Origin of the sequence: Salinicola sp. LHM, assembly GCF_034479735.1 — a bacterium.
GTDB lineage: Bacteria > Pseudomonadota > Gammaproteobacteria > Pseudomonadales > Halomonadaceae > Salinicola > Salinicola salarius.
Genome location: NZ_CP140261.1, coordinates 997,449 through 1,015,683, shown reverse-complemented (window position 1 = coordinate 1,015,683; position 18,235 = coordinate 997,449). Strand labels below are relative to the sequence as shown.

Annotated in this window: 32 protein-coding genes; 5 read left to right on the top strand and 27 right to left on the bottom strand. The window is 62.1% G+C overall.

Going from position 1 to position 18,235, the window contains the following annotated elements; translation table 11 throughout:
* Positions 1-53: 53 nt before the first annotated feature.
* From R5R73_RS04900 to R5R73_RS04835, 14 genes are all read right to left on the bottom strand, one after another.
* The gene (locus tag R5R73_RS04900) at positions 54-1,349 is read right to left on the bottom strand and encodes a phage major capsid protein (RefSeq protein WP_322528981.1); all 1,296 of its coding nucleotides are present in this window, start codon (positions 1,347-1,349) and stop codon (positions 54-56) included.
* Between the two features lie 74 nt (positions 1,350-1,423).
* Positions 1,424-2,350 (bottom strand): S49 family peptidase, encoded by a 927-nt coding sequence (locus R5R73_RS04895; RefSeq protein WP_322528980.1) that lies wholly within the window; start codon positions 2,348-2,350, stop codon positions 1,424-1,426.
* Positions 2,338-3,609, bottom strand: coding sequence for a phage portal protein (locus tag R5R73_RS04890; protein ID WP_322528979.1), 1,272 nt, complete (start codon positions 3,607-3,609; stop codon positions 2,338-2,340). The genes R5R73_RS04895 and R5R73_RS04890 overlap by 13 nt, the downstream gene beginning before the upstream one ends.
* Positions 3,609-3,794, bottom strand: a complete 186-nt coding sequence (locus R5R73_RS04885; protein WP_322528978.1) for a hypothetical protein — start codon at positions 3,792-3,794, stop codon at positions 3,609-3,611. Before R5R73_RS04885 ends, R5R73_RS04890 begins: the two co-directional genes overlap by 1 nt.
* On the bottom strand, positions 3,788-5,503 hold the full coding sequence (locus R5R73_RS04880) for a terminase large subunit (RefSeq protein WP_322528977.1): 1,716 nt from the start codon (positions 5,501-5,503) through the stop codon (positions 3,788-3,790). The genes R5R73_RS04885 and R5R73_RS04880 overlap by 7 nt, the downstream gene beginning before the upstream one ends.
* A gap of 6 nt (positions 5,504-5,509) precedes the next feature.
* Positions 5,510-5,983 carry a phage terminase small subunit P27 family gene (locus tag R5R73_RS04875; RefSeq protein WP_322528976.1) on the bottom strand — a complete coding sequence of 158 codons (474 nt, stop codon included), beginning with the start codon at positions 5,981-5,983 and terminating at the stop codon, positions 5,510-5,512.
* 147 nt (positions 5,984-6,130) lie between these two features.
* Positions 6,131-6,496: an HNH endonuclease signature motif containing protein gene (locus tag R5R73_RS04870; RefSeq protein WP_322528975.1), complete on the bottom strand. Its 366-nt coding sequence runs from the start codon at positions 6,494-6,496 to the stop codon at positions 6,131-6,133.
* 340 nt (positions 6,497-6,836) lie between these two features.
* On the bottom strand, positions 6,837-6,995 hold the full coding sequence (locus R5R73_RS04865; RefSeq protein ID WP_322528974.1) for a hypothetical protein: 159 nt from the start codon (positions 6,993-6,995) through the stop codon (positions 6,837-6,839).
* 7 nt (positions 6,996-7,002) lie between these two features.
* Positions 7,003-7,314 (bottom strand): hypothetical protein, encoded by a 312-nt coding sequence (locus tag R5R73_RS04860; RefSeq protein WP_322528973.1) that lies wholly within the window; start codon positions 7,312-7,314, stop codon positions 7,003-7,005.
* Positions 7,311-7,538, bottom strand: a complete 228-nt coding sequence (locus tag R5R73_RS04855; protein ID WP_322528972.1) for a hypothetical protein — start codon at positions 7,536-7,538, stop codon at positions 7,311-7,313. The genes R5R73_RS04860 and R5R73_RS04855 overlap by 4 nt, the downstream gene beginning before the upstream one ends.
* Positions 7,538-7,900 (bottom strand): hypothetical protein, encoded by a 363-nt coding sequence (locus R5R73_RS04850; RefSeq protein ID WP_322528971.1) that lies wholly within the window; start codon positions 7,898-7,900, stop codon positions 7,538-7,540. The genes R5R73_RS04855 and R5R73_RS04850 overlap by 1 nt, the downstream gene beginning before the upstream one ends.
* Positions 7,897-8,229, bottom strand: a complete 333-nt coding sequence (locus R5R73_RS04845; protein WP_322528970.1) for a phage holin family protein — start codon at positions 8,227-8,229, stop codon at positions 7,897-7,899. Before R5R73_RS04845 ends, R5R73_RS04850 begins: the two co-directional genes overlap by 4 nt.
* Positions 8,230-8,254: 25 nt before the next feature.
* On the bottom strand, positions 8,255-8,530 hold the full coding sequence (locus R5R73_RS04840; protein ID WP_322528969.1) for a hypothetical protein: 276 nt from the start codon (positions 8,528-8,530) through the stop codon (positions 8,255-8,257).
* Entirely contained in the window at positions 8,527-9,123 is a 597-nt protein-coding gene (locus R5R73_RS04835; RefSeq protein ID WP_322528968.1) for a hypothetical protein, read from the bottom strand. The genes R5R73_RS04840 and R5R73_RS04835 overlap by 4 nt, the downstream gene beginning before the upstream one ends.
* Positions 9,124-9,204: 81 nt before the next feature.
* Here R5R73_RS04835 and R5R73_RS04830 point away from each other — a divergent pair, with 81 nt between their 5' ends.
* Positions 9,205-9,408, top strand: a complete 204-nt coding sequence (locus R5R73_RS04830) for a hypothetical protein (protein WP_322528967.1) — start codon at positions 9,205-9,207, stop codon at positions 9,406-9,408.
* Between the two features lie 172 nt (positions 9,409-9,580).
* Here the strand turns inward: R5R73_RS04830 and R5R73_RS04825 are convergent, their stop codons facing one another.
* The 11 genes from R5R73_RS04825 to R5R73_RS04775 are packed head-to-tail and all read right to left on the bottom strand — an operon-like array spanning position 9,581 to position 14,694.
* Complete coding sequence (locus R5R73_RS04825) at positions 9,581-10,288, bottom strand: hypothetical protein (RefSeq protein WP_322528966.1); 708 nt, start codon at positions 10,286-10,288, stop codon at positions 9,581-9,583.
* Positions 10,289-10,306: 18 nt separating this feature from the next.
* Complete coding sequence (locus tag R5R73_RS04820; RefSeq protein WP_322528965.1) at positions 10,307-10,510, bottom strand: hypothetical protein; 204 nt, start codon at positions 10,508-10,510, stop codon at positions 10,307-10,309.
* Positions 10,511-10,539: 29 nt separating this feature from the next.
* Positions 10,540-11,037, bottom strand: coding sequence for a VRR-NUC domain-containing protein (locus R5R73_RS04815; RefSeq protein ID WP_322528964.1), 498 nt, complete (start codon positions 11,035-11,037; stop codon positions 10,540-10,542).
* A complete protein-coding gene (locus R5R73_RS04810; protein WP_322528963.1) occupies positions 11,037-11,321 on the bottom strand; it encodes a hypothetical protein in 285 nt (94 codons plus the stop codon). The genes R5R73_RS04815 and R5R73_RS04810 overlap by 1 nt, the downstream gene beginning before the upstream one ends.
* Complete coding sequence (locus R5R73_RS04805; RefSeq protein ID WP_322528962.1) at positions 11,318-11,470, bottom strand: hypothetical protein; 153 nt, start codon at positions 11,468-11,470, stop codon at positions 11,318-11,320. Before R5R73_RS04805 ends, R5R73_RS04810 begins: the two co-directional genes overlap by 4 nt.
* Positions 11,467-11,814 carry a chromosome partitioning protein ParB gene (locus R5R73_RS04800; RefSeq protein ID WP_322528961.1) on the bottom strand — a complete coding sequence of 116 codons (348 nt, stop codon included), beginning with the start codon at positions 11,812-11,814 and terminating at the stop codon, positions 11,467-11,469. The genes R5R73_RS04805 and R5R73_RS04800 overlap by 4 nt, the downstream gene beginning before the upstream one ends.
* The gene (locus R5R73_RS04795; RefSeq protein ID WP_322528960.1) at positions 11,811-12,050 is read right to left on the bottom strand and encodes a hypothetical protein; all 240 of its coding nucleotides are present in this window, start codon (positions 12,048-12,050) and stop codon (positions 11,811-11,813) included. Before R5R73_RS04795 ends, R5R73_RS04800 begins: the two co-directional genes overlap by 4 nt.
* Positions 12,047-12,847 (bottom strand): Rha family transcriptional regulator, encoded by an 801-nt coding sequence (locus R5R73_RS04790; RefSeq protein ID WP_322528959.1) that lies wholly within the window; start codon positions 12,845-12,847, stop codon positions 12,047-12,049. The genes R5R73_RS04795 and R5R73_RS04790 overlap by 4 nt, the downstream gene beginning before the upstream one ends.
* Positions 12,847-13,476 (bottom strand): replication protein P, encoded by a 630-nt coding sequence (locus tag R5R73_RS04785; RefSeq protein ID WP_322528958.1) that lies wholly within the window; start codon positions 13,474-13,476, stop codon positions 12,847-12,849. The genes R5R73_RS04790 and R5R73_RS04785 overlap by 1 nt, the downstream gene beginning before the upstream one ends.
* 7 nt (positions 13,477-13,483) lie before the next feature.
* A complete protein-coding gene (locus R5R73_RS04780) occupies positions 13,484-14,365 on the bottom strand; it encodes a DnaT-like ssDNA-binding domain-containing protein (protein WP_322528957.1) in 882 nt (293 codons plus the stop codon).
* Positions 14,362-14,694 (bottom strand): hypothetical protein, encoded by a 333-nt coding sequence (locus tag R5R73_RS04775; protein ID WP_322528956.1) that lies wholly within the window; start codon positions 14,692-14,694, stop codon positions 14,362-14,364. The genes R5R73_RS04780 and R5R73_RS04775 overlap by 4 nt, the downstream gene beginning before the upstream one ends.
* 119 nt (positions 14,695-14,813) lie before the next feature.
* Between R5R73_RS04775 and R5R73_RS04770 the strand changes: the two genes are divergently transcribed.
* Positions 14,814-15,101: a hypothetical protein gene (locus R5R73_RS04770; protein WP_322528955.1), complete on the top strand. Its 288-nt coding sequence runs from the start codon at positions 14,814-14,816 to the stop codon at positions 15,099-15,101.
* A 134-nt stretch (positions 15,102-15,235) separates the two neighbouring features.
* On the opposite strand, the gene R5R73_RS04765 is transcribed toward R5R73_RS04770, so the two are convergent.
* The gene (locus R5R73_RS04765) at positions 15,236-15,529 is read right to left on the bottom strand and encodes a hypothetical protein (protein ID WP_322528954.1); all 294 of its coding nucleotides are present in this window, start codon (positions 15,527-15,529) and stop codon (positions 15,236-15,238) included.
* Here R5R73_RS04765 and R5R73_RS04760 point away from each other — a divergent pair.
* From R5R73_RS04760 to R5R73_RS04750, 3 genes are read left to right on the top strand one after another with little or no spacing between them, the layout of a single operon-like run.
* On the top strand, positions 15,528-16,124 hold the full coding sequence (locus R5R73_RS04760) for a hypothetical protein (RefSeq protein WP_322528953.1): 597 nt from the start codon (positions 15,528-15,530) through the stop codon (positions 16,122-16,124). The two genes, R5R73_RS04765 and R5R73_RS04760, sit on opposite strands and share 2 nt — an antisense overlap.
* 17 nt (positions 16,125-16,141) lie before the next feature.
* Positions 16,142-17,020 carry a hypothetical protein gene (locus R5R73_RS04755; protein WP_322528952.1) on the top strand — a complete coding sequence of 293 codons (879 nt, stop codon included), beginning with the start codon at positions 16,142-16,144 and terminating at the stop codon, positions 17,018-17,020.
* Complete coding sequence (locus R5R73_RS04750) at positions 17,017-17,895, top strand: hypothetical protein (RefSeq protein ID WP_322528951.1); 879 nt, start codon at positions 17,017-17,019, stop codon at positions 17,893-17,895. Before R5R73_RS04755 ends, R5R73_RS04750 begins: the two co-directional genes overlap by 4 nt.
* Before the next feature lie 54 nt (positions 17,896-17,949).
* On the opposite strand, the gene R5R73_RS19275 is transcribed toward R5R73_RS04750, so the two are convergent.
* The gene (locus R5R73_RS19275; protein ID WP_416221218.1) at positions 17,950-18,234 is read right to left on the bottom strand and encodes a type II toxin-antitoxin system HicA family toxin; all 285 of its coding nucleotides are present in this window, start codon (positions 18,232-18,234) and stop codon (positions 17,950-17,952) included.
* Between the last annotated feature and the right edge of the window lies 1 nt (position 18,235).

The window sequence follows — 18,235 nt, the reverse complement described above, 5'->3', positions numbered from 1 at the left end:
GACGGAGGCGGACGCGGGCCATCGAGCGGCCCGCGTGGGAAATACCTGAGGCGTTACCAGTTGACCTGGGTGCCGAGGATCAGGCCTTCGTTGTGACGGAAGCCGATGTCATGCTCGCCAACCACTCGGATCAGCGACTGGTTGCGGGCGAATGCCGAGACCAGGTTGCCGGCGGCATCCTTGTAGGTGGCTTCGCGGCTGAAATCGATCGTCATGCCACCGGACTCACCGATGACGACGTCGTTCCAGTCGGCGAAGTAGATCTCGGTTTCGTTACTAGTACCGGCACCGGAGGTGTCGAGGTTCGACGGGATGGTGGTCGTATGCCGGATCGGGTAGCCCTTCAGCTGACCCTGCGCCATTTCCGGATAAACCTTGTTGCCGTTGCCATCACGCAGGCCGAACAGCTTCATGTAGGTGCGCGGGCACAGCCCCCAGCCGGGCTGGATCAGCAGGCTATCGCTGTTCATCAGCGCGAGGATCATGCTGTCCAGGTACTCGTCGATGGCGGTGAGTGTGGCGGTACCGGACCATTCCACCGTGCGGCCGGCGTCACGCGCGGTCGGGGCGAAGCCCTTCGGCGTGTCGGAGCTGCCATCATCACGCAGGAACGCCTTGTCCTCGCGCACCGCCATGGAGTTCAGCATGTCATTGAGGAACATCTGCTCGACCTGGAACCCGGCGCGGCCGATGAGCTGGTTGGAGATCGGCACCAGCGTGATCATCGTTTTGGCCGAGAGCTGCACGTCGTCCAGCGCGGCTTCGGTCGCCAGCACGTCCGAGCCCTCGCCGACATAGCCGGATGTGGCGCCGGAGGCCATGCGCGGAATCGACAGGTTGCCGTTGGGCAGCGGCAGCGTCTGGGCGCCGAGCGAACGCACGATGGTCTTCGGGCGCAACAGCTCGATGATCTCGTCGTGCAGGTTCTGCGGTACCAGCGCGCCGCCGGACCCGGCGCTGGTCTCGATTGCCATCGCGACGTCGCTATCACCGATCTCGTCGCGGGCGAACTTGGCGGCATCCGCCACGTTGCCCTTGGATGCGGCAATGGACATGGCCATGCGCGCAGCTTTGGCGCCCTGATACTGCTTGAGCTCCGGCTTGGTCTGGACGGCTGGCGCCTGCTGCATGGGTGATTTCACCGGCGCGGCGGCGGCGGCATTCATCCGCTCGATCTTTTCCAGCCGATCGATCTGCTGGGTCAGGTTGTCGAACTGCGTCGAGAGCTGGTCGAATTCCTCGAGCTGCTCGGCGGTCAGCTCGCCAGCTTCGTTTTCCGCGGCGGCGAGCGCTTGCACCTTGGCATTGACGTCGGCGCGTTGGCGGCGGAGTTCTTCGATCTTGGACATGACGTTCCTCGTGGTTTCGTCGGGGCAAAGAAAAGGCGACCTTTTGGCCGCCTGGGTACCGCTCCGCCGCGTGGCTAGAGCGTGTTCTGGAGATTCATGGCGCCGGCGCGCGCGGAGACGCGAGCGCGGCGAGGGGCGTTCTGGCCGCTGTAGCGAGCGGCAATGCTGTCGAGCGCTTCCTGGGCCGGGGCGATTTCGTCGATCAGCCCCACCGCCAGCGCATCCTCGCCGGAGTAAATCCGCGCCTCGGTACCGGTGACGGCGGCTTGGTCGAGCCCACGGTAGGCGGCAACCGATTCGGTGAAGGTCGAGTAGGCGCTATCGAGGCGCCGGTCGATCTCGGCGATGGCCTGATCGGTGATCGGCTCGTGGGGTGAGCAGTCGTTCTTGTGAGAGCCGCGGAAGAAGGTGTTGAACTTGATCCCGAACTCTTCCTCGGCCTTGCTGACCTCGTAGGTCTCAATGATGACGCCGATCGAACCGACCATGCCGGTCGGGCTGCAGACAATGCGGGAGCACGCGGCCGCGAGGAAGTAGCACGCCGAGAAGGCGGCGAAGTTGACCAGCGCGGTAATCGGCTTGGTCGCGGTGCTCGCGTTGATGAAGTCGGCCAGCTCCTTGCATCCCATCGCCGAGCCGCCGCCGGACTGCATGTCGAGCACAATCTCTTCGACGAGCTCATGACGCAGAGCGGCGTTGATCTGGGTCCGCAGCTTCTCGTAGCTCAGCACCTCCTGGCAGAGCGCGTCGATCTGCCCGGCACGCGCGGTGAGGATGCCGTGAACCGGGATGATCGCCAGCCGTCCGACGACTCGTAGCCCCTGCATTTCCCGCGAGTCCGGATCGCCACCAGCATCGAGGCGTTCCGGTAGGTCATTGATGCGACCAAGCAGCCGCGGCTCGAGCACCGACCGGACGGACTGCACCAGATCGGGCGTGGCATAGAGTGGCGTGTTGAACGCCAGCGAGGCGAGATGCGGGTAGTTGATCAGGTGCGACATAGGATTCCCTCGATGTCCTGCATTTGCTCGGGCGTGGCGTTCAGCGAGCGCTGCGTTTGTTGGGAGTCGTTCATGTTGAGCGGCGTGAGATAGCGGTCGCCGCCGGCGATAGGCGGCATGTTCTCGAGTCGACGAACGTCGTTGACCGATAGCCAGCCCCACTGGCGCGCAATGGCATAGGATTCGTAGCGCGACTTCTGATCGCCGCGCAGCAGGCCCGACACGTTGAACTCGATGTAAAGATCCCGACGCTCTGACGGCAACAGCAGGTCGCGGCGCATCGCCGCCTCCCACCGCTTCAGCCAGGGCAGTAGCGTGTAGATCACGTAGCCGAGCGACATCGATTCGATGCCCGATCCCCAGGAGGTCGACTTGTCGTTGAGCTGCACCATGTGAAGCGGAATCTTGTAGAGGCGGCAGATTTCCTCGACCGAGAAGCGCCGGCTCTCCAGGAGCTGGGCTTTCTCGTTATCCATGGAGAGCTGCTTGTAGCTCATCCCTTCCTGCAGCAGCGCGACCGAGAAGGCGTTGCGCAGCCCACCGTGGCGCTCGGTGAACTTGTCGAGCAGGCGGTCGACCGCGGCCTGATCCTTGATCGCGCCCGAGTCTTTCGGCCGCTCGATGACACCTGACATGGTGGCGCCACGCTCGAATACCGCGGCGGCGTGCTCTTCGGTGGACATGGCCAGGCCGATAGAATCGGCATTGCTGGCGATCGGCGAGATGCCGAGATAACCATCGGTGGAGAACGATTTGACGTGGTGCATCTGGCGCATCGACACCACCTCGTTGATGTCGACGAGGTGGTAATACGGCAGGCCGTCGCTGCCTTTCAGCACCTGCACTTTCTTCGAGTTGATCGGAATCAGCTCGACGGGGTAGCCGGCCCCGTCGCGCTCGATCAGCGAGTAGTGGTTGCCCTCCAGACCAAGCGCCCCCTGCCCCTGCTCGAAGTACTCGAACGACGAGTCTTTCTGGTTGGGCTGGCTGTGCAGCAAGTCGTAGACCGGGTGACCGGTCGCCCGCTCGCGCCCGCCATCCGGTGTTCGACGGTAGAGCTCGCAGGGTAGCTGGGCGACGGACTCCGCCAACAGCGTGACGCAGGCGCGCAGTGCGCCGACGCGTAGGGCGTTGGCGCTGGTGACGCCGGCGCCGGCCGATGTGCGGGTGCGGCTCATGCCGCTGATCCAACTCGTCCAGTCGCTGGACGCTTTTTGCGGGCGCTGTCGTGCGCTCTGGAACATGCCGGGCAGGAACATCAGGCGCCCTCCTCGGCCGGTTCGGTACCGCGGCGAGCAGCGGTACGGGCCGCCAGCGCCGACCAACTCAAGCAGAGCGTCCCGGCAACGATAAAACCGGCCGGGGGCGAGAGCAGCCAGGCGCCGAACGACACCAGCACGGCACCGACGAGGCCGATCAGGAAAATCAAAATGGTTGTCAGCATGTCACGTCCGAGGTGTCGTAGATGGATTCGTCGGGCTCGTCGTTTTCGGTGAGCACCGCCCGGCCCAGCGCCATGAGGATCGCTATGGGTCCGTCGATCTTGTTCTCCGGCTTTTCCTTCCGGGGGTAGATGTTGTCCTTGGCGTCGGCCTTCGCGACGACGTTCGAGGCCATCCAGGTCAGCACCGGATCGCAGCTGTGGCGCCACCGCCCACCGGTGATCGCGGCTTCCATCTCGCGCATCGCGGGGCTCATGTTCTGCACCGTGTTGCGGTACTCGACGATGTCGGCGCCATCGTTCATGAGCTGGTGCGCGAGCTGCGTTGCCCGCCAGGGGTCGTAGGCGATCTCGTTAATCTGGAAGCGGCCGGCGAGATCCTTGATGTCTTCGCGAATGACATCGAAGTCGAGTTCCTCGCCATCGGTGATGATGAGGTCGCCGGAGTTGACCCAGCTCTCGTAAGCGGCGCGGTTGTTGCTGGCGCGCTCGATGGCACCCTCTGGCAGGTAGCTGCGAACGAACGCCGTCCAGCGTGTCTTCATCCGCCCGTTCTTGTCCTCAACCTCGTCGCGGAACAGAAGCGCGATCGCGGCGATATCGGTCTTGCTCGCCAGGTCGACGCCCAGCCAGCATTCCTGGCCCTCGAAGTCGTCGAGGGTCAGGCTGTCATCGCCAGCGGCGTGCCAGTCGGCCATGTTGAGCCATGCCGTGGGGGCGCTGACCCAGATATCGAGGTGCTTGGTCAGAAACGAGTTCTGACGACTCGGATAACGGATGGCATCGCGCTGGGCTTTGAGTAGGAACTCTTCGGAGACCGATACGCCGAAGTTCGGGTTGGCTTTTCGCAGTACCGCCGGATCCTGCCAGTCGTCACCCTGATCGACCGTGTAGATGATCCCGAAGAGCTCGTCGTTGGGCAGCGCTCCGTCGAGCATCTGCTGCACCTGGCGGCGCTTGTCGTAGCATGGGCCGGCTGTGTTGAACCCCGCCGTGGTGATGATGAACATCAGCGGCTGGTCCCGGGCCCCCATGCCTGTCGACATGGTGTCGTAGAGGTTCGGCGTCTGGTGCTCGTGGAACTCATCGACCAGGGCGCAGCTCGGTGACGAGCCGTCGCCAGGATCACCGATCAGCGGTTCGAGGCGGCTGCCGTCTTCCGGAATCGAGATGTTCTTGGCCATGATCTCGATGCCGGCCGCACTGACCAGAAGCGGGGAGTTCTTCAGCATCAGGCGCGCCGGCCGGAATACTTCCCACGCCTGTTTCTCGGTGGTGGCGCCACAGTAGACCTCGGCGCCGTATTCACCATCCGCGCAGAGCATGTAGTTGGCAACGCCCGCGGCGATCACCGACTTGCCGTTCTTCCTGCCGACTTCGACATAGGCTTCGGTGAATCGCCGCAGCCCGCTCTTCTTCCGCAGCCAGCCGTAGATGACGCAGAACACGAACTTCTGCCACGGCTCCAGCTCGACCAGCTTTCGTTCTCGAGCCCAACGGCCTTTCGTGTGGGGCAGCAGTTGGATGAAGACACACACCGTTTCGGCTGCGTCTTTATCGAAGCGGTACCGAAATGCTCGCCCCTTTGATGCCTTCAGGTCATCGAGATGACGCTGGCACGCCTGACGGACCTCCTTGCAGGCCGGAATACGACCAGCCACAACGTCCCGAGCGTACTTGTTCGCGGCATTGACGTTGGGATAGCTGGCCATGTGTCGTCATCGCTTTTTGCCCACCAAGGCTTTGAAGGGGTTGGCAGCATCCTTGGCACCCGGCACCGCCAGTCGCGCTCGGCTTGCCGGATCCAGTCCGAGCGCACTGCCGAACGTGTTCATTTGCTTGAGCGATTCATTCGCCACAGTGCAGGCCGGATTCTTCACGACACCACCCATGGGGCTCTCGACCGTGAGGCCGTGCTGGGCGATGTCCTGCTCAGCCAGTCGCCACCGGTTGTAGGCGGCGCAGTAAGCCTCGAGGTTGGCGAGATCCGAATCGGTCAGGATCTTGGAGCTCACCAACCAGGGACCGACGCGCTCCCACATCTCGATGCCGATCGGGGCCAGCCATTCGGGTGGCAGCGGCACTTCGGTCAACGCTTCCGCTTCGGGCTCATCGTGGTTGATCGCTCGCTTGCCGGCGTTGCCCTGAACCGCCTTGAGGTGGCTCGGCTTGGGCTTGCGACCTCTTGTCATTTGATAGCTCCTCGCGCAGAACCTGATTTTTCAATTTCGCGGGTATAAAAATTGAACGGAGGCGGCGGTGTCCGGGGGCGAAAGGCTCCAGAGTTTCGACCTCCCCCTCCCCTCGGGCCAGATCGCGCACCGCTTTGGTGCATACCGTCATTCGCGGGCGTTGCGCGCCGCCTGAGCCTCACGAGCTGTCTTCGCTTTGTGGCATGGGTAGCAAATGGCCTCGAGATTGGCGTCGGCATCAGTGCCGCCGGCCTCGAGGTTGATGATGTGATCCACCTCGGTCGCTGGCGTTACGCGACCTGCTCTCAAGCATGGCTGGCACAACCCCTTGTCACGCTCGAGGATGCGATCGCGCTTCCTGCGCCATGGTCGGCCGCCGCGACCGCTCTTCCCTTTGCGCCGCTGCGTCCATCCTGTGGCCTGGTCGGCATGTTTTTCGCAGTAGCCGTGACGCTCGGTCGTGGTGTTTCGACAAGCGGGAGAGCGGCAGGGGCGCGGAGGATGGCGAGGCATTACGCATTCTCATGAGCGGGTTAGACTTTTGGCGCGAAACAATCCAGAACTCAACATTACGTTTCTACAACAGATGTACACTTACCTGTGACCGATGAGGCTGTCGGTCTGTCTCAGCCACTCGCGAGGTATTACCTATGGCGACAAACCCTCCAACTGGTGATGGTCATCGCAATGGTGCAGTAAAAGGGCGCTCTCAGACTCAAGCGCCGAATGGCAACTGGACCAAGCGTGATACATCAACTGGCCAATTCATGGATCAGAAGACCAGCAGCAAGACGCCGTTCAAAGGCGTCAGAAAAGAGAAGTAAGGTGTGCCGGGCTGTTCCAGCAGCCCGGCTTAATTTGCTTGACCACACAGCTCCTCAAGCATCCCGCGCATCTCGAACGCCCAGTCGGTCATCCGACGCTCGCGATCGGCCAGCGCCCAGTACGTCTCGTCGTCGAGCTCCACCATGCTGGCCGACTCAATCACCGGCAGCACCGGAATAGACGGCACAGTGCATTCAGGGGTGATGTTCGTAGTCGGTGCTGTCGTGCAACCGGGGATCGCCGAAGAGCTCAGGGCGAACACCAGCGCGGCGCTGGGCCATCTGTTCACGTTCGACCTCCCGTGCCTGTGCCTGATCAGCGCGCTGGCGCTCATCGATTCGTCGTTCGACCGCCCGCGCTGCCTCGACGCCCTTGGTCCTTGCCTTGGCCTTGTCGAGCTCGTCCCGGGCCGCGTCTCGCTGCCCACGCATGAGCAAGACAAGTGAAGCGAGAGTGCCCATGACCACGGCTACGCCGGCGACCAACCAGCCATAGAACCGGTTCATTGCAGACGGCTCCGGATGTAGTCGTCGATCGCCTTCTGGGGTATCAGACGAGCCACCACGCCAGCCAGGCCGACAACAGTGGCCAGCACGGTGAAGGCCCACTCGGGAAGCAGATTCTGCCAGTGCGATAGCACCGGCTGCAGCGCATAGATCAGGGCGGCAATGATGCCCAGGCGCACCGACCACAGCTTGTGCGCCTTCCGTGCTTCCGGTACTAGCTTCATCACTTCCGCTCCGTTCTCAGCAGCAGCTCACCGGTGAACCCGTCATCGGTAGCCATGTTCGTAGTGGCCTGGCAGGCAGCCAGCCGCGTATCGGCCACGCCCAATTGGTAACGCAGGTCTCCCACCTTCTCGCGTGCGATGTTGCGTTGAGCCTCAAACCCGCCGGCCTTTTCCTGCTCCTCGATCAGCGCGTACCAGAGGCCATAGCCCACGGCCTGCTGACTGGCCTGAGTCGCGTCCAGGCGATGGTAGGCGCTGCTAACCTGCATCTGAGACGACACCGCCCAGGCAAAGCAGACAGCCGCCACCAGCAGATGCGACCGGCTATCCCGGCTCAACCCACGGAACCAGCGGATGATCATTTGCGCCTCAATGCCGACGTGACGTCAGCGATGTTGTCCAGCAGCCGATCGACACGCTTCTCGAAGCCATGCACGCCGATATAGCCCAGGAACGCGGCAAAGAATCGCCCGGTGTCGGGCTCGTATCCCCAATGCTGAATGAACGGGAGCGACGTCCAGGCGAGGAAGCCGACCATCAGCGTTTCGATCCAGCGCTTCGGCTTGCGCAGCCCGCCAGATGTCAGCACTCGCAATGACGACATGAAGATCGCGCAGAGGGCCGCAGACTGGGCAGGCTCTCGGGCGAACGCGGAAACGGTCAGCCAGAGCTCAGTGATTTGGTCCGGCATCTCGATCCCCGGTGTTGTCGCGCGGCTACCCTCGTTTGTGCGAAGCCCGGTGAATCAGTATCCAGGCGGGGATCATCGACAGGTTGAGCAGGAACCGGCCAATGGCTGTTCTGTCACTCAGCGCGATGTCTACCGCCATATCGGCGCCACGGAACGCCAGCAGGCCGCCGGCGGTCGCGATTACCAGGTGGATGGCGAAACGGGTCCAGCCGTCATCGACGCGGTTGAGCGCGATCAGACACTGGATGATGAGACCGGCAGCGATCAGGAAATTGGCCGCTGCCATCAGGGAACCGATCATGCCGCCTCCTCTGCATGCCAGACGTCGCGTGAATTCGCCGCCAGTTGCCCCTCGATCAACATGGCCTGCACACGCTGGGCAGCTTCATCCTTCGTGATGCGGCCATCGGTATTGGCATCGAGCCCAGCGTTCTGTCGATACGCCGTGGTGCCGTCGGTGAACATCACCGCACCGCCGGGGCGTGAGACATAGGCCGGCATCAGGATCGCTAGGTACATATCCGGGAGCGTGTTGATGCGGGCGTGATAGGGGCGGAAATACGCCTCAACATAATCGAGCTGCTCGACCGCCGTCATCGCCGCCAGCCGCTCGATCGTGGTGCCGAGGCCGGTGGCGGTACGGGGCATGAACTGAATCAGACCGGTGGCACCCGACCCGGCCAGGTTCTTTTGAGCGGGATCGAACGTCCGTCCGGTCTCGAATGCCATACAGGCCATCAGCCAGTTGACGTGATCGAGGCCCCAGCCGAAGCCGGCCGCCAGCGCGAACAGTCGATCGATGAACGCATCGGACACATGAGCCCCCCACGCCAGACGAACGCGCAGCGGGTATCTGCCGCCGCCGATTAGTGCGACGTCGCGAAGAAACTGCATGGAGCGCTCCTACGGGGATGGCTTCACGCGTTACCGGCGTTAACATACGTTCAGCTCGGCAGCACGCAACAAGGTGAAATCATGATCGACGCCCGAACGAACCATAATCCGGATAAAGCCAGGGAACTCATCGAGGCAGCCATCCTCAGCTGCAACCCGCCAACTCAAATAGAGCTAGCGGCGCGCATGGGGATTACTCGACAGCACCTTTTCCACATGTCTCGCGGCAGCCGAGTAATGGCGTACGAGTTCCAGGTCATGCTCGAGGGGATCATTGCTGAATAGGTTGCCACCCATGCCCCTGGGAAACGTGGGGGAGCACGCGCGAGCGAGGCACAGGCGGCAAACGGGGGTTAGAAACGACAGCGCCCCGAACGGTCGTAACCGATCGGGGCGCAGAAATCACAAGCTTAGCTGAACTCTACCGCCTCTCCCCCTCTTTTACAACATATAGTGTTCAGGCAGCTAGCTTTGCCTGCTCACCGACTACATACAGTAGTTTGGCCCGAGCTTTCTCTGCGGTGCGCTCCAAAGCCTTCTTCGTCGCGAAGACTTCCTGAGCGAACCACGCCTGCCAGCTTTTCATTCGCTCCTTCTGGCGCTTCGGGTCGTAGATCGGCGAGAGCGACCAACTGGCGACGCGACATGCCGACCACTGGTTAACGCTGTACCCGGCGAACACTGACCACCCCAGCCGCTGCAGCACGATCAGCTGGGCGTCTCGAACCTCCGCCAGCGTCAGCCCCCGGTGCCCCTGTTTGATCGCTTCCAGCCTTCCCCGGTCGCCCCCGGGGATAGCTTGGCGCTGTTCTGGGATCGCATAACCCGCCAGCAGCAACGCCATTCTCTGGCGCTCATTGACGTGGCCCAGCAGCGCCTTTGCCATGTGCCGCCATCGGCAGGCATACCGGAACCGCTCGGCGGCTTCCCCAACGTGATCGACCCGGCCCGTCACCCCGCCGCGGCCCTCTCCCATGTTCGCGATCGTGCTGACGTTGTGATGGCCCAGATTGAGGTGCCGGTAATCCAGGCGCCATTCGATCTCGACTTCGATCAGCTCATCCAGGCAGCGCCGCAACGCCCGCTCTCGCAACTCGCTCCCTTCCGGCTCGCGCCGAATCAACACCAGCAATTGATTGATCCCCAGCAGCTCCAGTTGCCGCATTGCTCCCCCTATCGGGGTCTACTTCTGCTCGCGCAACTCCTGATGGATCTCCATGACCCGCTTCGGCGTTACGCCCGGCAGTTTCGACCACTGCTCCATTATCTGTTGTCGCTCAGTAGCGCTCACGTCGAGAGTCATACGAGCGACCATCCGCGCCTGACATTCCAGCGTCCAGTCGCCGTCGCTCATGCCCTCGGGTTTGACGCCATATTCGATAGCCATGACCACCTCCAGTATTCGAGGAGGTCAGCTTACCACTCGCTGCCGGCGGCGATTTCAATTCGACGACCCGCGATCTCGGTCGCCGGGCCTGCCATATACTCCCGGATCACCGCCTGGGCCTGCTCGATCCCCAGCGCCAGCTTCGCGCAGTAACCCGCGCTGGCCATTCGCTCAAGCCATTCCCGTTGCGACGCCGCCAGCTGAGCGTTACGCGGAGGCGTTGCTTTGAATTCGAGGTACAGCCCGTGATAGCCACCGCGCGGGAGCGCGATAACCAGGTCGCTGACGCCGGCGCGGACGCCCTGGCGTTTAAGCTTCTTCGCCTCCAGCACATGCCGGCTGCCACCGTTGGGTACCGCGTAAACATGCTCATAGGCCGGGCCGACCGCCGTGGCCCGGTGGTGTTCGCCCAGCAGCCACAAGATCAGACGTGCCTGCTCCTGCCCTTCCCAATCGACCGGATCCTTGCGGGGTTGCCCATTGGCCTTGAGAGCTCGCCGGCGGCGAGGCTTCGTATTGAGTGCCATCACCGCCCCCTCGCCTGTCTTCTCTCCCACGCCTGATAGTCGGACACGATGCGGTCGAGCATCTGCCGGGCTTCATGATTCGTATCGAGCTCACGGCGGCTACGGATGCCGCAGGCCTGGCGGATCGCGTCGGCTGCGTCTTGCTCGTCGTGCGTGCCATCCGGCAGCTGCTCGAGCGTGAGCTCGTGCCGCTTCCGCTTCCGTGCGTCCAGGTACAGCCGGAATCTCGGGTTGGTACCCAGCAATGCCGCTCTTCGCGCCTGGGTGCTGCTCTGTCTCGTCATTGCCTTGCCTCCCGTCGGCTGCGGCACAGCGCGCAGATGTTGGAGCCGGGGTCGAACGACATCACGCTCTTGCCCTGGCCACACAGGCCGCAGTAGCGACGAGCGGGCCGGCGGTTGCTCGGCCGGCTGTATCGGTGGGACCGGTTCATAAAGTGGGCTCCAATGGCAGCAACTCCTTGACCACTTCGCCGGTCTCGACGAAATAGTGATCGCTGTCTGTCAGGTTGTTGATCAGGAAAGCTTGCTGCTCAGCGGGGCCAAGCCGATTGAGGTGGCGCGCGTATTTACCGCCAGCTGGCTTGAATGTTGGCTCGACGCCCGCCAGCCGAGCAGCGGCAAGATTGTGGTGACCGTCGACGATCATTCGGTATCGACGTCCCCGCAGCTCGCACTCATGGATGCGCACACGGAATACCCGGAACGTCGCCGCTTTGTGGGCGACCTTGCCGCGATCCAGATAACGCTGACTGCTAATCAGAGGTGCATCCGTCATGCCGCCACCTCGCGCCATTCGATGCCCAGCTTCTTGAGCTCGTCGCGACACTTATTCCTGAACTCCCTAGCGGCCTCTACAGCCGCGCCGCGAGTTTCATAACGCAGGCCACCCACCATCCGCCCACGCAGCGTGGGGAAATATCCCGGTGCAGATGGGTACAGGTACCGCATACCGTCGGCGCGCGGTGCAGTGGCAAGGTCTTTGAGTCGGGCGATTCGGTCTTCCTCTTTCACGCCGCTTCCTCCCCGAGCACCTGGCTAACGCTCTCCGGCCACTTGAGCTGCTGCACCGGGGTGCCGTCGCCGTGGCGCTTGCCGGTATCCAGCATCCGGCCGCCAGCCTTACGCCCGGCATCGGTGAGCCGCCAGATCGTCTTGCCCTTGCCGTCGCGGTCCCGCCATTGGTAGCCGAGATCGCTCAGTAACAGATTGACCGCCTTGCCGCTCATGCCGAACGGCGTGCCCAGTTCGGTCACCGTCATGTACCGCTCGTTGACCGGGCTCAGCAGATGCGTGGCACCCAGCTCCGCCAGCAGATCGACGCCGGTGCGCTTCTGCACGGCCTGATTGACCGAGAACATCCGCATGTTGTCGTCGAAGCCGAAAGCCCGGGCGGCGGCGTCCAGGGCTCCGGCAATCGCCGAGGCGCGGGAGATGGCCGTCATATCCGGACCGCTTGCCATGTCCATGCCGCTGACGATGGGCTTGCCCTGGATCTGGTCACGCATCTCGTAGAAGGTGCGCACCAACCGCTTCTTGAACGCCCGCACGATGTCGGTGTTTCGCATGAACGTCAGCAGCAGCGTTGCCTGGGGTTCATTAAGGCTGGCGACCTCACGGCGCTGGGTACCGCCGGCGGTCACAAAGGGTTGGATTTCAAATCCGACCCTTCCAAAGTCCTCGAGGTCGTCCAGATGCTCGCGCACCAGGCGAATCACCGAAGCGTGGTCACGCTCGACGCCCTCGGCAATCGCCGCTGTAGTGGTCAGCAACTCGCCGGAATCCCCGGCAATCACGATATCCATCATCATCACGCTCTCCCCGTAGCGGCTTTCAACATCGCCAGCCCCTGGCCAGCGCTCATCCGATGCGGCAGGCCAGCGGCCTCGGCCTGCTGCTGGGCCAGCTCGCGACTGGCACGCTCCGCCAGCTCGGCACGGTTTCGAGTCGCATCGTTCTCGATCAGCCCTCGGGACTGCAGCGGCTGGCCGGCCATCACTCGATTGACCAGGGCGCCGTACTCCCGCTCGAACCGTCTTTCCAGCCGGATTCGGACTGACTGCGCCGTCGCGCTGTGGATATCTCGCCAGCCCACCGTCTGCCCTGCCATTTGCACGGCCTCGTGGCTCCAGCGCCACTCGCCCGGGGCGTGGCAGTGCGCACAGACTTCACGCCATGCCGCATCGACGGTCGGGAGCCCGACGTCTTCCGGCCGTGGCTCGCACAGCCCAGCGAATGCCACCGGCTGCGGCGGCCATGCCTCGTCGCCAGACTTCGCCGCATCGCGCACTTGCTGACGCAGCCGGGCCAGCCCCAGCTCAATATGTCGAGCGCCCAGGTGACTCAGTTCCGCCAGCCATGAGCCGTCATCGTAGATGCCCCACTGATGCGAGAACTTCGAACCGAACAGGTGCCCCATAGCGTCGAACAGCGAGTCCATGTCCTGCTCAGTGACCGGAGCGCCATTCGCCGTCGAAGCACTGCCCGCCGGCTGGCTGTTCGCGTTGCTGGCGATCTCGCTCGCGCGCCTCGGCAGCTGTGAGACGGCGCGTGGGAGTACGTTGGCGGCCGTTTGCATGGGCACCTCCGGTCGGTTTCGGGTGGGATTGGCTCAAATCACGGCGGATCCAGTCGACGAGCTTCTGCGTCCACGACATCGAGCCATGGCGGCGATTCGGAAAATCGGCGTGATGGGCGGTGAAGTTCGCCAGCTGGGCGGCTGGCAGTTGGGTATCGGATCGCAGACCGGCACGGAGACACGCCGCGGCGAACTGCTCGGGATCGGGTTGCCAGTCGAGCGTCATCGGGAACTGACGAGCACCGCCGGTCAGCGGCTGGCCGTCGTCAGCCAGTTGCGAATAATCGAACAACTCGTCCGGGCCCGCGGTGTGTGTATTGGGGTTACCCTCAACTGAACCCCTCAACCCTGAACCCCTCTCTTCACGGTTTTCCGAATACCCCTCTTCGGGATCTCGAATAGGGTTCTCCCCGTTTTCCGAATACCCCCCTTCGGAATCTCGACTACCCCCCTCCGGTTTCTCGAAGGGGGTCGCCATGAAGATGCGGCGCTCGATAATCTGTTTGCCGTTGCGGATCTGCTCGATACGAACCCAGCCCTTCTTGGCCAGAGAACTGATGATCTCGGAGACACGGTTGGGGGAAAGCTGGAAGAATTCCGCCAGCTTCTTGTTCGACTTGTAGCAACCGCGCGTCGGGCTCTGGAGGCTATCGATCTCCACCAGCATGACCTTCTCCTGCATGGAGAGATCACGGTTCAGCCACACGTCAGCGGGAATCCAGACGCCACGGAAGGCACGCTCATCGCTCATACCCTCACCTGCCCCATGGCTTCCGCGTCATGCCGCTGAATGAACTCGGTACCGAGCGCGATCGCGTAGTAGCGATCCCGCTCCTGACGGTTCCATGCCTTGGCTTTCTCGACGCGTGCCGCCGCGTCCTTGTCGAACGGCTCGGTCAGCTCCAGCAGCGCCAAATAGGCGGCATGGTGACGTGCGCCGGCCGTGGCGATCTGGATGCGACGGGCATTCTCGTCCCCGGGCTCGCCGGAGAGCTTCGCCTGGATCGTCGCTTGTTTTCTGGTCTCGTCGAGCAGATCGTCGCGAGACCACTTCGAGTAATCCGGAATTGAAATCGTCATGTCGTGCTCCCCAGAGAAATAGCCGTGACCGGCCGCTTGCCGATGCGTGAGCAATAGAGGGCCATGCCGCCAGCGGTTACAGTGGGAGTTCTCACACAACCAACTGAAGGACTGACGACATGGCCGAAAACAGAGATGAAGCGCGTCAGCGCTACCAACTTGAGAAGAAGATCTATGAAACCGAGGCCGACCAGCGCTATGTCTTGGCGCGGTTTGGCGATCACATTGCCAAGAGGGAGGATTACCGATCGAGCGACCTGCGCGGCATATACGCTCTTCGGTTCTACCTCATGCAGAAGCATCACTGGACTCCCGCAATGGTGCTGGCGATGAGCGATGACCACATCCGCTTTGCTTTGATTGAAGAACGTGAAGGCTGGACCGTGCCTCCAGAAGCTCGGCCTTAGAATCATCACCTTCCCGGCGCGCCTGCTCAGCATCGAGGCTCAGCCGGCGTGCCTTGAGCTCATGCATCTCAGCGTCGATTTCGTGGAAATCTTTCATCTCGCACCCCCTACCCCTGTATGGAAATCCACCACCGTCACGCGGAAGTGACAGCGCCCTCTGTTGGCGTAACCTGTGGTTCAGACGCAGCGGGGCCGGCGTTCTCCAGCAGCCACTCAGCCGTGAACGCGCCATCACTGGCGGCGGCCATCCGCTTGGCGTGCTGGGTTTCCCCGGTGTATTCGGTGCGCGGCAGGCGGCCGCGATGGAGCCACTTGCGAACAGCGGGTGGCGTGACCTGGCAGATGCGAGCGCAGCTCGTCACCCCGCCAACTTTTTCAACCGCGATGCGAACAGCACTCATGGAAACTGCCTCTTCAGTTAGGGCCATGACGACCTCCAAATACGAACCAATGGTTGATATTAAAACGCAACTGAAAGTTCGTGCAAGGTCAACGCATAATGAACCGATGGTTACCAATGAAGATTTGCGCGCCGCGTTCGCCGAAAGGCTCAAAAAAGCAATCCTGGAATCGGGACGTCCGCTCCGAGGTGCTCCCGTGCGCATGCATGAAGTGACGGGGTTGTCGGCGAACGCGACGACGAAGTGGTTGAAGGGCGAGAGCTTGCCCACCCAAGCAAATCTTCAGGCCCTTTGCAGGTGGCTTAATGTCAGTGAGGAATGGCTACTTCTTGGCAAGGGCAAGGGGGTAAGCGGTTCAGACAGCTATGCCCCTGCCGATAAACCCCAGGCAGCGGGCGTTGCCGAACAGGCGCGAAACCTGGCGAGGATCGCCAGTCCCCGATCCGCCAGCGCACTGCAACTCATAGAACAGGCCGCCATCGAGGGCCGGTTGTCGGAATCCGACCTCGTGCTGCTCGAGCAGATCGCCATCAGGCTGGCGCAAAGATCGGCCGATGAGGCTACAACGAACAAGCCTCCCTACGCAGAGCTGAAACAAAAGCTTCGGGAGAAAGACAGCTAGATGACGCTGGGAACCTCATGATTCACCTCTTATCTGGCAGCACCATGGGCGCGGAGCTGCCAACACCGACCCGCAAGGGCATCAATCCGTTGTTCAGAGCACGGATCACCGTAGACGGCGAAAGCCGGCAATGCTTCATCAAGCCGCAGCCGGACAAGCTGGCCGTCGACACCTCATCACCCATTAACAGGGAAGTCATCAACGAGGTTGTCGGTTACCTACTGGCCAGAGCGTGCGGTTTCCGAGTACCTGATCACGCCGGCGTCATTCTGCTGGAACGACACCAGATACCCGCGGCGGTGCTGAATCACGTCGACAGCATCTCCCCCACGCCACAGCATGACGCCTTTGTCTGCTGGTTCAGTGAAGATACCGGTCATAAGGACCTGGTGGCTCTTCACTCTGCGAGCGTCGCAAACGGTGAACTGGAAGAGCGCCTACACGCCCGAATCGCCCAAGATCTTGTGAGCCGCAAGGAGCTACCGGCACTCATCTCGTTCGACGAGTGGACGTTGAACAGCGATCGCAACGCTGGCAATGTCCTCGGCTCCGCCAGCACCTACATCACGCCCATCGATCATGGTCGGATCTTCTGCAGCCCCATCTGGAAACACAATGAGCTGAAAGCGATGTGCCGCTGGGTTATCGAAAATCAGATGATCCATTGGGCGAACCGCGGCAAGCCAGGATGGTCGCAGGACAAGCGCAACATGAGCGCCAGGTTGGTCGCCTACCAAAAATTCGTTGAAGCGTTTACCCAGACCGGTCACAGTACCGTACGTGATACACTCACTGATCTTTCAGTGGATGGTGACGAGATCGAGAGCATTCTCGATTGTCTTTACGCGCGCCTCGATGAAGACCACGCGCGCTTTGCCATAGGCCTGGTCGCATGAGTTTCGCTGCACACTTACGAGAACGGCTTGGAGACGCACAGACGCCTCCCGTATCCGGGACATGGCGCCCGATCAGCCTGTGCCTCGATGATGTGTCTGGCGAGTTTCTCAACGTCGGCATCGCATTTCAGCATCAAGCAGGTATCGAAGTGCGCATGCTGGATACCTTCCATCGCCTGCAGTGCCTCTACGACAAGCGGATCGAGAGAAATCAACTTCAGCATCTGCTGATGGATATCGAAGAAACACTGATTCGTCACCCCGATGACCGCTTGCCAGACTCGCTGGCCGATACGATACGCTTGGGCCAGCCCGCCTTCGCGCAAGGTGAAAATCCCGAAGCCATCATCGACGCCTTCTTTCATGACATCGTCACGCTCGCGCGGCCTAGGCCCGGCGCTGAGAGTGACCGCTTCCGCTACCGCTCGACGCCGAAGATCCGCGCGGAGGTGCTCGATGGGCTATACGAACGAATGGGAATTCTGGCCGACAAGGTGATCCAGCTGAAACCGAGTCAGATCCCCCTCCGCAATGGGCGACAGATCGAGGTCGATGTTCCGCTGATGTCGAAAGGCGCCGCTGGGACGATCGCCTCTGCCTGGTACAAGAACCCAATGGTGGTCGAGAACACGATACTCCGAGCGGAATCCGATCTAATGCACGTCGCGAGCAACACCGGCCGCCGCCCGATTCTTTCGATACTGCTGCCCAGCTCCGATAGCGGGCTGACGCACAAGGAGCGCGAGCGGGTCGAGCGTGCCGCCGATCGCAAGCTCGGAAGAATGGAATTCGCAGGCTGCAAGATCATCCGCGACGACCACCCGGCAGGCTTGATCGAACAGACATATGATGTCTGGTGGCGAGAGGCCGCGTGACTCGCACCGCTAACGAAGAAGCCCGCCAGATGGCGGGCTTCTCGGTTCATGGCCTTAATCAAACGCCGGATCGTACTTGCGTCTGACTTTCTCACAGTGCCGGATATCGTCCAGGCACTTCATGAACTCTCGCCTGGAGAGCCCAGCTTGGGAGCGCATACTTTTCAGAAGATCCCGAGCAAAAGGCTCATGGTGACCATCGACGGTCACGAGCCGACGCTCACCATTGAAGTTCCTGTGCTCCCAATGTTCATGGCTCGCGTTCGTGCGGACGTGGGAGAACCCCAGTTTTTTGAGAATTTTGACGAACTCGCGCTTCGTAACTGGCCGCTCTCGCATC